Source organism: Marinobacter litoralis, from assembly GCF_003336705.1.
GTDB lineage: Bacteria > Pseudomonadota > Gammaproteobacteria > Pseudomonadales > Oleiphilaceae > Marinobacter > Marinobacter litoralis.
This window is the reverse complement of sequence record NZ_QMDL01000002.1, coordinates 557908-572155: the sequence shown is the minus strand read 5'-3', so window position 1 is coordinate 572155 and position 14248 is coordinate 557908. Positions and strand designations below refer to the sequence as shown.

12 protein-coding genes are annotated in these 14248 nt (G+C 53.7%); 7 read left to right on the top strand and 5 right to left on the bottom strand.

Going from position 1 to position 14248, the window contains the following annotated elements; genetic code table 11:
* The first annotated feature begins 70 nt into the window (after nucleotides 1-70).
* From hemN to DOQ08_RS16060, 3 genes are all read left to right on the top strand, one after another.
* Nucleotides 71-1480: an oxygen-independent coproporphyrinogen III oxidase gene (gene hemN / locus DOQ08_RS08170; protein WP_114334413.1), complete on the top strand. Its 1410-nt coding sequence runs from the start codon at nucleotides 71-73 to the stop codon at nucleotides 1478-1480.
* Nucleotides 1481-1996: 516 nt separating this feature from the next.
* The gene (locus DOQ08_RS08165; protein ID WP_114334412.1) at nucleotides 1997-3676 is read left to right on the top strand and encodes a sodium:solute symporter family protein; all 1680 of its coding nucleotides are present in this window, start codon (nucleotides 1997-1999) and stop codon (nucleotides 3674-3676) included.
* Nucleotides 3673-3807, top strand: coding sequence for a putative transporter small subunit (locus tag DOQ08_RS16060; protein WP_227537550.1), 135 nt, complete (start codon nucleotides 3673-3675; stop codon nucleotides 3805-3807). The genes DOQ08_RS08165 and DOQ08_RS16060 overlap by 4 nt, the downstream gene beginning before the upstream one ends.
* Nucleotides 3808-3866: 59 nt before the next feature.
* Here DOQ08_RS16060 and DOQ08_RS08160 read toward each other — a convergent pair whose 3' ends face one another.
* Nucleotides 3867-6593 (bottom strand): EAL domain-containing protein, encoded by a 2727-nt coding sequence (locus tag DOQ08_RS08160; protein ID WP_114334411.1) that lies wholly within the window; start codon nucleotides 6591-6593, stop codon nucleotides 3867-3869.
* Between the two features lie 239 nt (nucleotides 6594-6832).
* Here DOQ08_RS08160 and ubiU point away from each other — a divergent pair, with 239 nt between their 5' ends.
* Both ubiU and DOQ08_RS08150 read left to right on the top strand, forming a co-directional pair.
* Nucleotides 6833-7828, top strand: a complete 996-nt coding sequence (ubiU, locus tag DOQ08_RS08155) for a ubiquinone anaerobic biosynthesis protein UbiU (RefSeq protein ID WP_114334410.1) — start codon at nucleotides 6833-6835, stop codon at nucleotides 7826-7828.
* Nucleotides 7829-7840: 12 nt separating this feature from the next.
* On the top strand, nucleotides 7841-8734 hold the full coding sequence (locus tag DOQ08_RS08150) for a U32 family peptidase (protein ID WP_114334409.1): 894 nt from the start codon (nucleotides 7841-7843) through the stop codon (nucleotides 8732-8734).
* A gap of 26 nt (nucleotides 8735-8760) precedes the next feature.
* Here DOQ08_RS08150 and DOQ08_RS08145 read toward each other — a convergent pair whose 3' ends face one another.
* On the bottom strand, nucleotides 8761-9207 hold the full coding sequence (locus DOQ08_RS08145; RefSeq protein WP_114334408.1) for a hypothetical protein: 447 nt from the start codon (nucleotides 9205-9207) through the stop codon (nucleotides 8761-8763).
* 206 nt (nucleotides 9208-9413) lie between these two features.
* Between DOQ08_RS08145 and DOQ08_RS08140 the strand changes: the two genes are divergently transcribed.
* Both DOQ08_RS08140 and DOQ08_RS08135 read left to right on the top strand, forming a co-directional pair.
* A complete protein-coding gene (locus DOQ08_RS08140; RefSeq protein ID WP_114334407.1) occupies nucleotides 9414-9776 on the top strand; it encodes a DUF488 domain-containing protein in 363 nt (120 codons plus the stop codon).
* A 55-nt stretch (nucleotides 9777-9831) separates the two neighbouring features.
* Entirely contained in the window at nucleotides 9832-11010 is a 1179-nt protein-coding gene (locus DOQ08_RS08135; RefSeq protein WP_114334406.1) for an L-lactate dehydrogenase, read from the top strand.
* Here the strand turns inward: DOQ08_RS08135 and ubiT are convergent.
* From ubiT to DOQ08_RS08120, 3 genes are all read right to left on the bottom strand, one after another.
* Nucleotides 11007-11513, bottom strand: coding sequence for a ubiquinone anaerobic biosynthesis accessory factor UbiT (gene ubiT / locus DOQ08_RS08130; RefSeq protein ID WP_114334405.1), 507 nt, complete (start codon nucleotides 11511-11513; stop codon nucleotides 11007-11009). The two genes, DOQ08_RS08135 and ubiT, sit on opposite strands and share 4 nt — an antisense overlap.
* 69 nt (nucleotides 11514-11582) lie before the next feature.
* Nucleotides 11583-12242 (bottom strand): two-component system response regulator NarL, encoded by a 660-nt coding sequence (gene narL, locus DOQ08_RS08125; RefSeq protein ID WP_114334404.1) that lies wholly within the window; start codon nucleotides 12240-12242, stop codon nucleotides 11583-11585.
* Between the two features lie 29 nt (nucleotides 12243-12271).
* Nucleotides 12272-14125, bottom strand: coding sequence for a HAMP domain-containing protein (locus DOQ08_RS08120; protein ID WP_227537549.1), 1854 nt, complete (start codon nucleotides 14123-14125; stop codon nucleotides 12272-12274).
* Nucleotides 14126-14248: the final 123 nt, after the last annotated feature.

Sequence of the window (14248 nt, the reverse complement as noted above, 5' to 3'; positions counted from 1 at the left end):
TACAACGGGCCGCCAAGGCATAATCTCCGCCTTCCGGTTGACCGCTTTACCTGACGTTAGAGTTACCACTATGGCTTCATCGATTTCTGCAGAGAGTAATCTGCCCGCCTTTATATGGGACGAGGCACTGATTCGTCGTTACGACCTCAGTGGCCCACGATACACCTCCTATCCGACGGCGGTGGAGTTTACTCAGGAATATTCTATCGAAGACATGGTGAAGGCCGCCGGTCGCAGCAAAGCAGCGGGTGGGCCGATTTCGCTTTATACCCACCTACCGTTCTGCGCACACCTCTGTTACTACTGCGCCTGTAACAAGGTAATTACGAAAAAGCGCGACAAAGCCATGCCTTACGTCGAGCGGGTTCTGAAAGAAGCGGCGATCCAGTCAAAGCTCTTTGGTGCCGATCGGCCGGTGCAGCAGTTGCATTGGGGCGGTGGTACGCCTACGTTCCTGCCGAAAGATGTGATGCAGCATCTGATGGAAGGCTATGGGCAACTGTTCAATCTGCAATCCGGGGACGATCGGGATTACAGCGTTGAAATTGATCCTCGTGAAGTGGATCAAGATACCCTGCCTACCTTATGGGAGCTTGGGTTCAACCGCATTAGCCTGGGCGTGCAGGACGTAAACCCGAAGGTGCAGAAGGCGGTCAATCGCATTCAGCCCCGGGAAATGACAGAAGGTGTGTTGAACGAAGCGCGCCGTCTTGGTTTCCGTTCCATCAATCTGGATCTGATTTACGGGTTGCCACACCAGACTCCCGAAAGCTTCGCAGAGACGTTGGAATCGGTGATTGAAATGTCGCCAGACAGGCTGTCGGTATTCAGCTACGCACACCTGCCGGATCGCTTCTATCCGCAAACCCGGATACTGGCCGACACCCTGCCGACCCCTCAGCAAAAGCTGACCATTCTTCACAATACCATCAACCGGTTGCTCGAAGCGGGTTACGAATACATCGGCATGGACCACTTTGCCAAACCCGATGACAGCTTGGCGGTTGCCCAGCGCGAGGGGCGTTTGCATCGGAATTTTCAGGGCTATACTACTCACGCCGATTGCGACCTGGTGTCGCTAGGCGTGTCGGCCATTGGTCAAACCGACGATGCGTATTTCCAGAACAATCATGATCTGCCGTCCTGGGAAGCCTCGATTGATGCCGGGCAGTTGGCCATCGTACGCGGCGTGGGGCTGAGCCGGGATGACCGTATTCGTCGCTGGGTTATCGGCCAGTTGATTTGCCAGTTCCGCCTGGATCGCAAGCAGTTTGCCGACCAATGGAATGAAGACCTTGACCGCTACTTTGCGGATGAAATGGCGCGCTTGAAGCCGATGATTCAAGACGAACTGATTGCCGATGCCGGTTCTGTGTTGCAGGTACAGCCCGCTGGAAGATTGTTAATTCGAGCAATTTGTCAGATTTTCGATCTGTACCGAAAAGAGGGCGCCAGCCAGCGATTTTCCCGGATCATCTGAACACAACAAACCTGATGTTAATCAATAAACAGGGCTGCCTTCGGGTGGCCCTGTTTGCATTGGGCCATTGAGCAGTCTGGAAAAGAATATGAGTTAGTACTTGTGTTGCACACTAATGTTCTGCCCTCTACAGACTAGACAATGTGCCGTAAAATGCGTATGGTTTTTCGGCCTCACGTCTGGGCTTCTATGTGATTAACCTGAAACTCAATACATAGAAGGCGTTCGTTTCGAGAAACAGAGCAACCTCTGGATTCCGGAACGATCGTCAGTTTGTTTTGCTTCTGGTTAAAAGGATTGAAAATACCATGACATCTAAAGAATTTTCAGAGCTTTTGCCTCGCCTTAGTATTCCTTAGCTACGTTTAGCTGCCGGGCACCTTGGCCCGCTTCCTGTTGCCCTACGCGACACCCCCGCTTGAGCGGAAACGACAGCTCCCTGCTCGATTCTTGGCGACCGAAATGAATCGTTCGGGCAGACAGCGGTTTTTTGTTTCTTCGAAAAGAGGTTGAGTCTTGAACGAGAACGGATTTACCCAGTTTTCTACAGTAACCGTGCTGTTACTGCTTGCTGCCTTCTATGGCGGTACCTACTTGCTGACTTTGCTGATCCGCAAAGACAAGGAAGATACGTCCGGCTTTATGGTGGCAGGGCACCAGGTCGGTTTCGGAATGGGGGCGGCCAGTATGACCGCGACCTGGATCTGGGCTGCGTCGTTCTACGCGGCGGCTACATCTGGCTACACCTACGGCGTGTCGGGGCCGATTCACTACGGTTTCTGGGGCGCGCTGATGATTCTGTTCATCTATCCGTTCGGTCGCCGTTTCCGCGAACTAGCCCCCAACGGACATACCTTGGGCGAGCTTATTCATGCCCGTCACGGTTCCTCCAGTCAGCTGATTCTGGCCGGCTCCAACGTGCTGGGCAGCATTATCAGTTTGATGGTGAACTTCACGGCCGCGGGTGCTCTGGTGTCTGTGCTGTCGCCTTTGTCTTTTGAAACGGGCGTTATCGTTGCAGGCGTGGGCGTGTTGTCTTATACCTTGACCTCTGGTTTCCGTGCCTCGGTGTTTACCGACTTTGCCCAGCTGGTGGCATTGATGGCCATCGCTGTCGTGATTATTCCGGCCGTGCTGTTTTCCGCGGGTGGCCCAAGTGTGATGGTAGAAGGCCTAAGCCGCATGACCGACGAGCAGGCCAGCTTGTTCTCGGTAGACGCGATCATGAATCAGGGCGCGCCTTTCTTCGTGGCCGTATTGGCTTATGCCATTGGTAACCAGACCATTTCCCAGCGCCTGTTTGCGGTGCGTGAGAAGAACATCAAATCGACGTTTGTAACCGCAACGATTGGCTACGGTGCCATTGTAATCGGGCTGGGCATGATCGGTTTGATGGCGCTGTCGGTGGGTGTTGAGCCATTAAATGGCGAAATGAACAATCTGATTCCGCAGATGGTTTCCACCTATCTGTCGCCGTTCTTCGTGGCCCTGTTCTTTGTGCTGGTGATCGGTTCTTTGTCTTCGACGGCGGACTCCGACCTGTCGGCACTGTCCACCATTATGATGGCCGATGTGTACGGCAAGAATATCGCCAAGAATAACCCCAATCCGAAAATCATGATGATGGTTGGTCGGATCACCATGATCGTGGCCACGGTTGCGGGCCTGATTTTCGCCAGCTTCTCGTTGGATATTCTGGTGATGCTGGTGTTTGTCGGTGCCTTGTGGGGTGCGATTGTATTCCCGGTCATCGTCAGCTGCTTCTGGGACCGAGTCACCAACGCAGCCTTCACCTGGTCGGTTGTGGTGGCAATGGCCTTCTTCTGCATTGCCCGCTTCGAGTTGGTAGAGATGACAGGGCTGACCGTGCTGCTGTTTGAAGTTCTGGCTTCTGCAGGCGGCGCTGTGGTGATCGGCATGATGGTGTTCGGTTTCTTCGGCCGTTCAGCCGGGCTGATTGCCGGTGCAATCACCTTGGTACTGATGCTGATTTTTGCCACCGGCTTCCTGCGTGACTACATGGTATTGGTGGCGTCGCTCACCGCATACGGTGCCAGCGCTGTGGTTTGCACAGCAATGACACTGCTCAGCAAAGAAGAGCGTTTTGACTTTGATTTGATCGAAAAACGGGTCGGTTGCTACGACGAAGCAGGCACCGACGAAACTGTTGATATGATCCCGGAGGGTGCAAAATGACAAACGAATTGGTTTATGGTGCGTATATCCTGGTTTGGCCGGCTCTGACGTTAGGCGTGCTGGCGGTTATCTGTGGCGCAGTAGCACGGGATGCCCGTCACTGCCGCAAATCGGATGAAGATTTGATCTGATTAACAATCAGGCAGTCTTTGCGAAAAGCAGCCCTTCGGGGCTGTTTTTTTTACGCCCACTATTTATCAAGCCAGCTTTGAGCGCTGTGCCAGCCTGCCAGCCATTCGCGAACCTGCGCAGCAGGCATGGGCCGGCCAATACCGAAGCCTTGTCCGGCAAGGCAACCGAGTGCGACCAGCTCTTTACCCTGTTCCTCGGTTTCTACCCCTTCTGCAATGACCTGAAAACCAAACGCATCCGCCAGCCCGATAATGCCTCGTACGATCGCTTTGCTACCTGCCTCACGCTGCATGTCGCGGACAAAGCACTGGTCGATTTTCAGGGTTTCAGCCGGAAGCTGCTTCAAATAATTCAACGACGCATAGCCCGTCCCGAAATCATCCAATGAGGCGCGAATGCCCAGTGCCCGGCACTGTTCAAGCACATTGCTGGCAAGCTGAATGTCGTTGATGGCGGCGCTTTCCAGAATCTCGAGTTCGAGATCTGCGGGGTCAAACCCCGAATGGCTGTGAATCTGCTCTTCCAGGAGCGGCACGAAGTTCGGAGCCAGCAACTGCAAAGAATTGATGTTTACGCTAACGGAGGTGCGTATACCCTCAGACTTCCAGCGTTCGATCTGGGCAATAGCCGTTTGAATGACCCAATTGCCCACGGTGATGGAAATCGGATGGTTTTCAATGTGAGGAAGAAACTCCCCGGGCGGCACCAACCCCCGGTTGGGGTCTTGCCACCGGAGCAGGGCCTCGAAACCAAGGACGTCACCGGTTTGCATATTGACCTTGGGCTGGAAATGCAAAACCAGTTCATCGTTATCCAGTGCATTCTCTATCTGTTTTAGCAGCTGTGATAACGCGTTCTCGCTACGGTCTTTTTCGGAATCAAACCAGATCAAGCGCCCGCGCCCGTTGCGCTTAGCGTCATGCAGAGCTTGTACGGCATGGCGGATGAGGGTGTCGCCGTCAGAGCTGTCTTCCGGAAAGTAGGTGGCGCCAATGCTGCTTCCCACCGAAATCGACTGACCGTCGAGGTTGATGGGTTTGGCAAGATCATTCTGGACACGCTCAAGAATCTGACTGACCAGTGTGATGTTGCTAACGGATTCCAACACCAGCAGGAATTCATCGCCGCCGGTACGGGCCAGGGAATCGACCTCACGTAAATTGGCAAGCAAGCGTTGACCAACGATCTCGAGTAACTGATCGCCCACATGGTGGCCATGGCGTTCGTTGATATGTCTGAAATGGTCAATATCCAGCGCCGCCACAACCACTCCTTTTCCTCTGTGTGAGGACAGATTCAGTGCGTGCCTAAGTCGATCTCGGATCAGTGCCTCGTTGGGCAACTTGGTAAGGGGATCGTGGTATGCGCTGAACTCCAGTTGCGCCTCGTGTTGCCGGGCTCGTTCAGTGATATCTGAAGACACCGATACGTAATAATCGGTGATGCCTTTTCGGTTTTTAACGGCACTGATGGTGGTCCATTCTGCGTAAAACTCACCATTTTTTCGACGGTTCCATATTTCGCCTTGCCAGCTGCCGGTGCCGATTAGTTGTGTCCACAGTCGCTTATAAAAGGCCTTGTCTTGCCGCCCGGACTGCAGAATCCGGGAGTTTTTGCCCAGAACCTCCCGCCGGGTGTAGCCGGTAATGTCGGTAAAAGCTTTGTTTACTTCAACGATGTTGGCATTTCGATCCGCGATGGTCACTCGGTCATGGCTGTGATCAAAGATTGCTTCAGCGAGTTGCAGCTGCGTTTTAATGTGCCGGAACACCAGATACGCAAAGCCCAGGCTGCCCATCAGGATTAGCGGCGACAAGATAATGTAGCGCCACAAGTGCCGCTGGGCGTTGGCGCGCATGCGCGATGTTTCCTGAAGAATATCCTGTGCGAGTACGGATTCGGTTTTGCTGAGTTTGGCGATACGCTCGCTTTGATGACTGACCCAATCCTGCAATGACGTGCTTTTTAAAATAGCGGTTTTGTCTGGTGCGTTGATCAGTTGGTCGCGGAATTGCACGCTTTCAGGAACAATGGGAAGAGCCTGCAGGCCTTTGCGTGAATCGGTTTGTGTATCCAGCATAATGCGGGCACTGAACTGGCGCCCCGCGTTAAAGATCAGCTCTTGACGCTGGCTTTCGGTGAGCGATTGACTGATCAGAGCGCTAGAAATAAGCACACGCTCCTGCGCGACAAGCTCTTTTAATCGGTTGATAAGGAAGTAAGCACGCAGTTTTCGACCAACGTGGTTCAAGTTGGTTTGTTCTGAAAGGTGGCTGATCAGTTCGTTCAGCGCGTCAACGTGGTGCGTTAAGTAGGTACGGACCTCGCTGCTGGAAATGCTCAGTGAATCGATGCGCTGCCGGAAACTTGGCAAGCGTGCCAGCGCTTTCGCCCGGCGTTGTAGGCTTTCTTTAAAATTCGATTCCGCTGAGGAATGGCCGGGCTCAGCCAGAGCTGCTTTTAGCGTCATCAGTTTCTGGTCTGTAATTGCGCGCGCTTCTATAACCTTCTCGGTGTGGAGTTTTCCCCCGCTTGCAACATAGACGCTGCTGGCGGCACGTTCGTTTTGCAGTGCACTTACCAAAAAGCCCGCATCAACAGCGTGTTGGGTATCGTCCTCAAGTGCGGCAAGCTTTTGGGCACTTTGATAAAGCGTCAGACCATTGGTCAGAGATAACCAGGCCACGGCGATAAACAACGGTGTAAAGGTCAGGAAAGCACGGGTCGCCAAGGGAAGTTTGTCGAATCGCCGAATCGCCCTTTCAATACAGTTTCTGAGGAGCATCTATCCGTATACCCTGAGCCGAGCGTGAGTTTCGTGATACTTGATTAAATAACCATGATTAAAATGTGGTTAATGGTACGGATTCAGTCTATTCGGGTCACCGATTCACTGGATATCTTTGGTATTAATTGACCTCCGACAGGTATCTTTAAGCTCGCTTTGAGGCTCGCTGATATCGGTCAAGGTGGTTTTTCGAGGGCACCGGTACTGTGCGGAAACGTTTTTCAGTGGAGAAAGCCATGGAACTTGTCTGCCCCGCCGGAAGTCTGCCCGCTCTGAAAACCGCAGTGGATCATGGCGCAGATGCTGTGTATCTCGGTTTCCGGGACAGTACCAATGCTCGCCAATTCGCCGGCCTTAACTTTAACGACAAGCGTGCCGGTGAAGGAATCGAATACGCTCATTCGAAAGGTAGCAGAGTTTTTTGTGCAATCAACACGTACCCCCAACCCGATGGGTGGGAGCAGTGGAAATCGGCTGTGGATCGCGCGGCCAGTCTGGGGGTGGATGCCATAATTCTGGCGGATATGGGGTTGCTGGATTACGCCGCGAATAAATACCCGCATATACCCCGGCACCTTTCGGTTCAGGGCTCCGCCACCAGTTACGAAGCGCTTTCTTTTTACAAAGACAATTTTGACATCCGCCGGGCGGTTTTGCCTCGGGTTCTCTCGCTGGATCAGGTTCGGGCAGTGGCTAAGCATAGCCCCGTTGAGCTGGAAGTTTTTGCCTTTGGCAGTTTGTGCATCATGGCAGAAGGGCGCTGTTATCTGTCGTCCTATCTGACCGATGAATCTCCCAACACACGTGGTGCTTGTTCGCCTGCCAAAGCGGTGCGTTGGCAAGAAACCCCGGAAGGGCTGGAGTCTCGACTGAACGATGTGTTGATTGACCGTTACGGCCCGGGCGAGTCAGCCGGCTACCCAACGTTGTGTAAGGGACGGTTTGACGTTGAAGGCAGTGTCTATCATGCCATCGAAGAGCCCGTCAGCCTCAATACCATGGATTTGTTGCCCGACCTGAAGGCATTGGGCATCAGCGCGGTCAAGATCGAAGGGCGGCAACGCAGCCCGGCTTACATTGCGGATGTGGCTCGTACCTGGCGCCAGGCTTTGGATGAGCTGGATGCGCACCCCGATATGTTTACGGTGGACCCCGCATGGCGCAATACCTTGTCTGGCCTTTCCGAAGGAGGCTTGACCACCATTGGTGCTTACCATCGAAAATGGAAATGAGGGGCTGTGATTATGATGAAACTATCTCTGGGCCCGATCCTTTGGTTTTGGTCCAAGCAAAGTGTCTTTGATTTTTACGCCAAGGCGGCGGAATGGCCGGTTGATACTGTTTATTTGGGAGAAGTCGTTTGCTCCCGACGGCGAGAACTGAAGCCGGATGACTGGATTGACCTTGCCAGAGATTTAAAAGCCTGCGGCAAAGAGGTGGTGCTCTCAACCTTGACGTTGATTGAATCTGAAGCCGACTTGAGACGGCTACGCCGATTTTGCGAGCAGGGCGAGTTCATGGTGGAAGCCAATGACCAAAGCGCCTTGCAGGTGGCGGTTCGGAATCGCATACCGTTTGTCACCGGGCCTTCCATGAATATCTACAACACGGCCACGTTGAAGATTCTGGTCAATCAGGGCCTGCAAGGTTGGAATCTACCGGTTGAATTAGGCCGGGACACACTGAACTCACTGATTCGTGAGCTGGAACAGGAAGGGCTGGATTTACCAGCGGAAGTCTTTTCGTGGGGATTCTTGCCACTCGCCTGGTCGTCCCGCTGCTTTACGGCACGGCATTACAACTTGCCGAAAGACAACTGTGAATTCCGGTGCCTTGAGCATCCGGATGGCATGGAACTGCGTTCCCGTGAGAGTCAGGAGCTGTTTCGTTTGAACGGCATTTCCACCCTGTCGGGATCACGCTACGACTTGATGCGGGAACTGCCCGAGATGGAGCGGATGGGCGTATCAACGGTTCGCTTGAGCCCTGAGTATCAAGGTATGGAAGATGTGGTGAAACGATTTGATCAGGTTCGGCGAGGCGAGATGCCAGACACGGATCCGTTGCAGCTGGTGGAAGCGCCACCTTGCGATGGCTATTGGTATGGCCGCCCGGGTATGGATCAGGTCAGACGCTGACGCAGCCTTTGCTACAGGGGCTGGCTTTATTGCCAGACCCCGAGCAGAGCACCGGAGCCCAGCACGAACGACCCACCCACTTCGGCAACAACCAATGCAATCATGAAGCCGTGAACTAGCCACCCCGGCAGGGTTGATTGGCCCAGTTTGTGGGGCTTGCGCAGCTGGTTGCTGGTGTCTCTTAAAATGCCGTGAATGATGTAGGTGCCAATGGCTAAACCGAAAAAGCCCAAGGCACTTACGGCCGCTAGGGTATTCACCCAATCTGTATACACGCTATAACTGGCGAACCATCCCAAGAGCAGGGCGGCAAAGCTGTACATCAGCGAGCTGCGATGCGCGATGTCTACGTATCTTGGCGCGGCAGCTTTCGGGCTGGTGGCCATGCACCAGTATTTCCAGATACCGGTTAATAACCCTGTCATAAAAAAGATAAAAGCGGCGGTGAGACAAAGCTTTTCGGCCAGACTCATTGAATTCAGTCCTTGCATGGGGGCCAAGAGGGCATCGTGGCGAGGTAGTTTGTTATGCGTTCGTCAGGCTTGAAATCTATCAGAACGGGTAGGCTGATAATAGTCAGCTTGGGCCAGTGTTGGGCTTGTGCGGTTCGGGGGCGAATTTTGAAACAACGCCGGGCACGGAGTAGTCTCTGGGATGTGTCTTCAGTTTGGAGCCTGTTATGGATATTCGACTAAAAAGAGCCTACGACGCGGCTGCTCGCTCAGACGGCCCACGAATTCTGGTTGACCGTATCTGGCCGCGAGGTGTCTCGAAAGAGGCTGCGGACATTGCCCATTGGTTAAAAGGACTGTCGCCGTCCACCGAGCTGCGGAAATGGTTCGATCACGACCCCGACAAATGGGACGAGTTTCAAAAGCGTTACCTCAAAGAGTTGAAGGCAGACGAAGCCTCTGATGATCTTGAAACCTTTAAAAACCTGCTGGCGGAACAGAAACGCATCACTTTAGTCTTTGCTGCAAAAGACACCGAGCACAATAATGCGGTTGCCCTGAAAGCCTTTGTGCAAGAAGATAAGCTTTAAGCTTCATCTCTACTAAAAACAACGGGCTGTAATCCCAATAATAAGAGTGCCAGCCATGCTCGCTCCCGCATCTGTTTCTGACTATCGTTTGTTGGCCAGGCGAAAGCTACCGCGCATGCTGTTTGATTATCTCGACGGTGGTGCCTTCTCTGAGCAGACTTTGGCGGACAACCGTCGGGCCTATAACCAATGGTGTTTTCGCCAGCGGGTAATGACCGATGTTGCTCAGGTTGATACCGCTACGGAGTTAGTCGGCGCGCCAGTCAGCTTGCCTTTGGTCATGGCGCCGATGGGGTTATCCGGTATGTTGGCCAAGCGCGGAGAGGCTCAGGCGGCCAAGGCAGGTGCGAGTGCAGGTATCCCTTTTTGTTTAAGTACCGTGGGCATTTGTTCAGTGGAAGAGGTGGCTCGGGAGGCCCCGAATGCCAACCTCTGGTTTCAGCTCTATGTGTTGAAAGACCGGGGCTTCTCTGCAGATTTGCTGGCCCGTGCCTGGCAATCCGGCTATAAATCACTGGTGTTTACGGTAGACCTGGCGCGCCTTGGGCTGCGTTATCGTGATGTCCGGAACGGCATGAATGGCAATCTGTCGGTGCCCGCAAAGCTCCGTAAAGCTCTGGATTTAGTGAGCCATCCCCGTTGGTTGGCCGATGTTGCCATCGGCGGAAAACCGCTGACCTTTGGCAATCTCGCCAGTGTGGTGCCATCCGGCCGCAAACCGGAGGATTTCAAGGCGTGGGTAGAAAGCCAGTTTGATCCTTCGGTGACTTGGCATGATCTGGATTGGATTCGCGAAAACTGGCCCGGTAAGTTGGTTATAAAAGGCATTATGGAAAGCGACGATGCGCGCGCGGCCATTGGGGTTGGTGCCGATGCCATTGTGGTTTCCAATCACGGAGGTCGACAACTGGAAGGCGCGCCGGCCAGTTTGAATGTGTTGCCGGCGATAGCCGAAGCGGTTGAGGGCAAATGCCAGGTGTTGGTCGATGGTGGTGTTCAAACCGGGCAGGATCTGGTGCGTGCGTTGTGTCTGGGTGCGGATGGTTGTTTGATGGGGCGGCCGTGGGGGTATGCGCTGGCAGCCGGCGGGCAGAACGCAGTCGAAAACCTGTTGCACAATATCCGGCTGGAAACGGAACTTACCCTGTCACTCATGGGCAAAACGTCGATCAGCCAACTCAGCCGTTCAGACATACTGTCGCCGACCGAAGTGCAGTCGATGAGCGGTGTTTAGCGTGTTCGGAACAAAAACTCCCGCAGCTGCAGGTTCCACTCCAGGCTGTCGAGCAGGTTTTTCAGCGCCAGGCCCAGCTCGGTGTCTCCCTCAATCACCAACCGGCGCTGGAAGAACAGTTGGTCTGGATCCTGTTTGCGCTCCGCCAAGGTTTTAAACGCTGCAAGCGACCCTCGAATGGTCGCTTCACCTTTACCTTCGATGACACGGAGCCGGCCTGCCCAGAAACCAAGCGTGATGCCAGGTTGGCCTCCGTTTATTTCAAGGCGAATTCGTCGGCCTTCAAACTCATCAAATTCTCCCTCTTTTATTGCGTCAGCAAACAGCCGGTTCAGAGGCGCTTCAGCAACCAGTTGTTTGATTGGCACTGGAATAGCATTGTCGACGGCCCCGAGCAGGGGGCTGGGAGACGGCAGATATTCCTGAAGTAACGCGACCAAGTCACGCGCCGGGAGTGGCGGTAAACTTGAAGGGGTAGGGAATCGGGGCAGGCTCAGGCGCATGTCGAACTCCAACGGTAGATTTGACCGGCGCAGGATATCCGAACGCGTGCCCGAGCGATTTGATATAGCTCAGCCCCGGTGCAAACCTTCTTCGACAGCCCACACGGCAACTTCCACGCGAGACCGCAGGTTCAGTTTCTTCAGTAGGTGTTTCACGTGCACTTTTACGGTGCCGTCGCTGATGTCCAATTTGCGGCCAATCATTTTGTTCGACAGGCCTTCAGCGATTAGCTTAAGGATGTCTTTTTCGCGGGGTGTCAGGCTGTCGTAGTCAGGCCGCGATGACTTTTGGGGCTTGTTGGAGCGCAACGCTTCTGCAAGCAGGGTGGTCAGACGATCACTGATCACCAGTTTGCCTACCGCTGCCTGGTGCAGTTGGGCGATCATATCTTCGGGTTCCATGTCTTTCAGCAAGTAGCCGTCGGCACCGGCACGTAAAGCGGCCACCACGTCGTCTTCCTGATCCGATACGGTAAACATGATGATGCGGGAACTGATGTTGTGTTCACGCAGTTTTCTCAGAGCCTCAATGCCATCCATTTCCGGCATGTTCAGATCCATAAGGATCAGATCCGGCTCCAGTTTCAAGGCCAGCTCAATGCCTTCAGCGCCGCTGTTGGCTTCACCGGCTACGTTCATGTCGGGTTCCAGCTCGATTAACTGTTTGATGCCCCGGCGTAACAGCGGGTGATCATCAATCAAAAGAATGCTTGCAGGTGTTTCAGCCATAGAGGGTCTCATTGAAAGTCTGTCTGGTTTCAGGCGTAGCTTGTTTGGCTCGGGATGAGGCTACGACTTTTCGGAATAAATGTTAAGGAAACTTCAACGCCACCGGTGGCGCGATTCTGTACCTTGAGTTCGCCGCCGAGGGTGCGGGCTCGGTCAGCCATGATGATAAGGCCATAGTGATTAATAGGCTGAGTATCGTCAGGCAATCCGTTTCCGTTATCTCTGATGCAAGCCCGAACCTCCGGAGATTCGAAGGTTACGTGTACTGAAATGTCGGTTGCGTCGGCATGTTTAACGGCATTAGCGAGTCCCTCCCGAATAATCTGCAACGTATGAATTTCTTCGTTCGGAGAGAGTGTCTGTGGCGGAAGGTTAAATTCAAATTGCACTGGCTTGTCCAAGCGCTCGGAAAATTCATCAATGGTCTTGTTCAGTGCGCTGGCAAGATCAGGCGTGTCCAGTTTGAGCCGGAAAGTGGCCAGCAGTTCACGCAATTGGCGGTAGGCACTGTTCAGGCCTGTGCTGAATTCATTCAGGATGTCTTCGTGGGCGGCTTGGTGTTCGCCGGGTATTTCAAGCCGGCGCAGTCGGGTCACCTGCATTTTGAGGTAAGACAGCGATTGAGCCAGAGAATCGTGCAACTCCCTGGCGATCACGGTGCGCTCTTCCGCCAGAGTTTGCTGTTGCTCTTCGGTGATTTGCTTCTCCAGAAAAATGGCCGTTGCCAGTTGATCGGTCAGAGTTTCCAGCAGTCGTCTGGATGTGGCGGGTAAACCCTTGTCGGCCGGATACCATACCTCCAAAGTGCCAAGAATCTGGCCGGGTATGCGGATGGGTAAAAGCAATCTTCGCCCATCGTTATCCTGGGCGGGCAGTTCGTCATAAGCTTCGGGGGTAACCAAGCAAGCATTGCAGTGGTGGTCGCGGCAATAGAAAGGGCGTTTCTGGCTGGCGGTTGTTACCGCTTCCACGGGTTCGTCGGTTTCTTTGTCGTGCAGGTACAGTTTGATCGGGCCGATGCGCAGGATTTTTTCAAGTTCCTGCAGCATAGGAATCGCGCCGCTGCACAGATCGTGGTTGGCAAACAGACTGCGGCTTGTGGCGTGCATCACCTGCAGCGCCGTGTGGCTGATTTCCAGCTCTTCGGTTTTTTCCCGAGCCCGGTCTTCCAGTTCTTGGTAGGTCAGCGCGAGCTCGCCGGTCATTTGGTCAAAGGCGTGGCCAAGTTGTGCCAGTTCATCGGAGCCCTTCAGGTTGGCTCGCTGGGTAAAATCTTGTTCGCCAACAGCGCTGGCAATACTGACCAGTTTTCTGAGCGGGCGTAATACCCGGTTTTTGAGATCGAGAAACAAAGCGACCACGATAAGCACTGAAAATATCAGGCTTATGATCTGTATTAGATGTAAAAGGTCTATTCGGGCCTCGGTTCGCTCTTCAAGCATTAGCACCAGTTTATTGACTTCTTCGGTAAAGCGGTCCACCTCGGCAATCATCGGCGCGGTTATCTGCGTGCCTTGTGGACGAGATTCCATCATTGGCCGCAGGTTGTTTTTCCAAAGATTGATAATAAGGCGGTGTTGCTGTGCCAAAGGGTGCTCACTGCCGCCGGGTATTAATGAAGTGATGGCTGCAGTCGAGAGTTGGTTTTCATAGGCGCTATAGAGATCGATACCTTGTGACGTTTCAGGCCGTGCCGGCAAAACGCCCTTCCGGGTCAGCAGCTGATTGGCTCCCATGCGCAGCGCCCCGGCGGCGTTGATGGCGGTTGCGCTGCCCTCAATACTTTTCGATATGGCGAGCGTCGCGGACATGCTGACGATGGAGGTCAAGACAATAGCGCTGACTGCCAGACTAATCCGGTTTACTAAGGGGCTTTTTACCATGATTAAAAACGGGGGCCGTGTTGTATCTTGAAGATGCTTAAGCGTCTTAAGAGTATGACTCTAAAATCGGATTCCCGATACCTCTTTGAGGATAGTCAATTACCTCAGGAGGCTGTATCCCAT

Excerpts from the sequence above, each read along its gene's own strand:
- hemN (WP_114334413.1), top strand. The coding sequence starts at position 71 with ATGGCTTCATCGATTTCTGCAGAGAGTAATCTGCCCGCCTTTATATGG.
- DOQ08_RS16060 (WP_227537550.1), top strand. The coding sequence starts at position 3,673 with ATGACAAACGAATTGGTTTATGGTGCGTATATCCTGGTTTGGCCGGCT.
- DOQ08_RS08160 (WP_114334411.1), bottom strand. The coding sequence starts at position 6,593 with ATGCTCCTCAGAAACTGTATTGAAAGGGCGATTCGGCGATTCGACAAA.
- ubiU (WP_114334410.1), top strand. The coding sequence starts at position 6,833 with ATGGAACTTGTCTGCCCCGCCGGAAGTCTGCCCGCTCTGAAAACCGCA.
- DOQ08_RS08150 (WP_114334409.1), top strand. The coding sequence starts at position 7,841 with ATGATGAAACTATCTCTGGGCCCGATCCTTTGGTTTTGGTCCAAGCAA.
- DOQ08_RS08145 (WP_114334408.1), bottom strand. The coding sequence starts at position 9,207 with ATGAGTCTGGCCGAAAAGCTTTGTCTCACCGCCGCTTTTATCTTTTTT.
- DOQ08_RS08140 (WP_114334407.1), top strand. The coding sequence starts at position 9,414 with ATGGATATTCGACTAAAAAGAGCCTACGACGCGGCTGCTCGCTCAGAC.
- DOQ08_RS08135 (WP_114334406.1), top strand. The coding sequence starts at position 9,832 with ATGCTCGCTCCCGCATCTGTTTCTGACTATCGTTTGTTGGCCAGGCGA.
- ubiT (WP_114334405.1), bottom strand. The coding sequence starts at position 11,513 with ATGCGCCTGAGCCTGCCCCGATTCCCTACCCCTTCAAGTTTACCGCCA.
- narL (WP_114334404.1), bottom strand. The coding sequence starts at position 12,242 with ATGGCTGAAACACCTGCAAGCATTCTTTTGATTGATGATCACCCGCTG.
- DOQ08_RS08120 (WP_227537549.1), bottom strand. The coding sequence starts at position 14,125 with ATGGTAAAAAGCCCCTTAGTAAACCGGATTAGTCTGGCAGTCAGCGCT.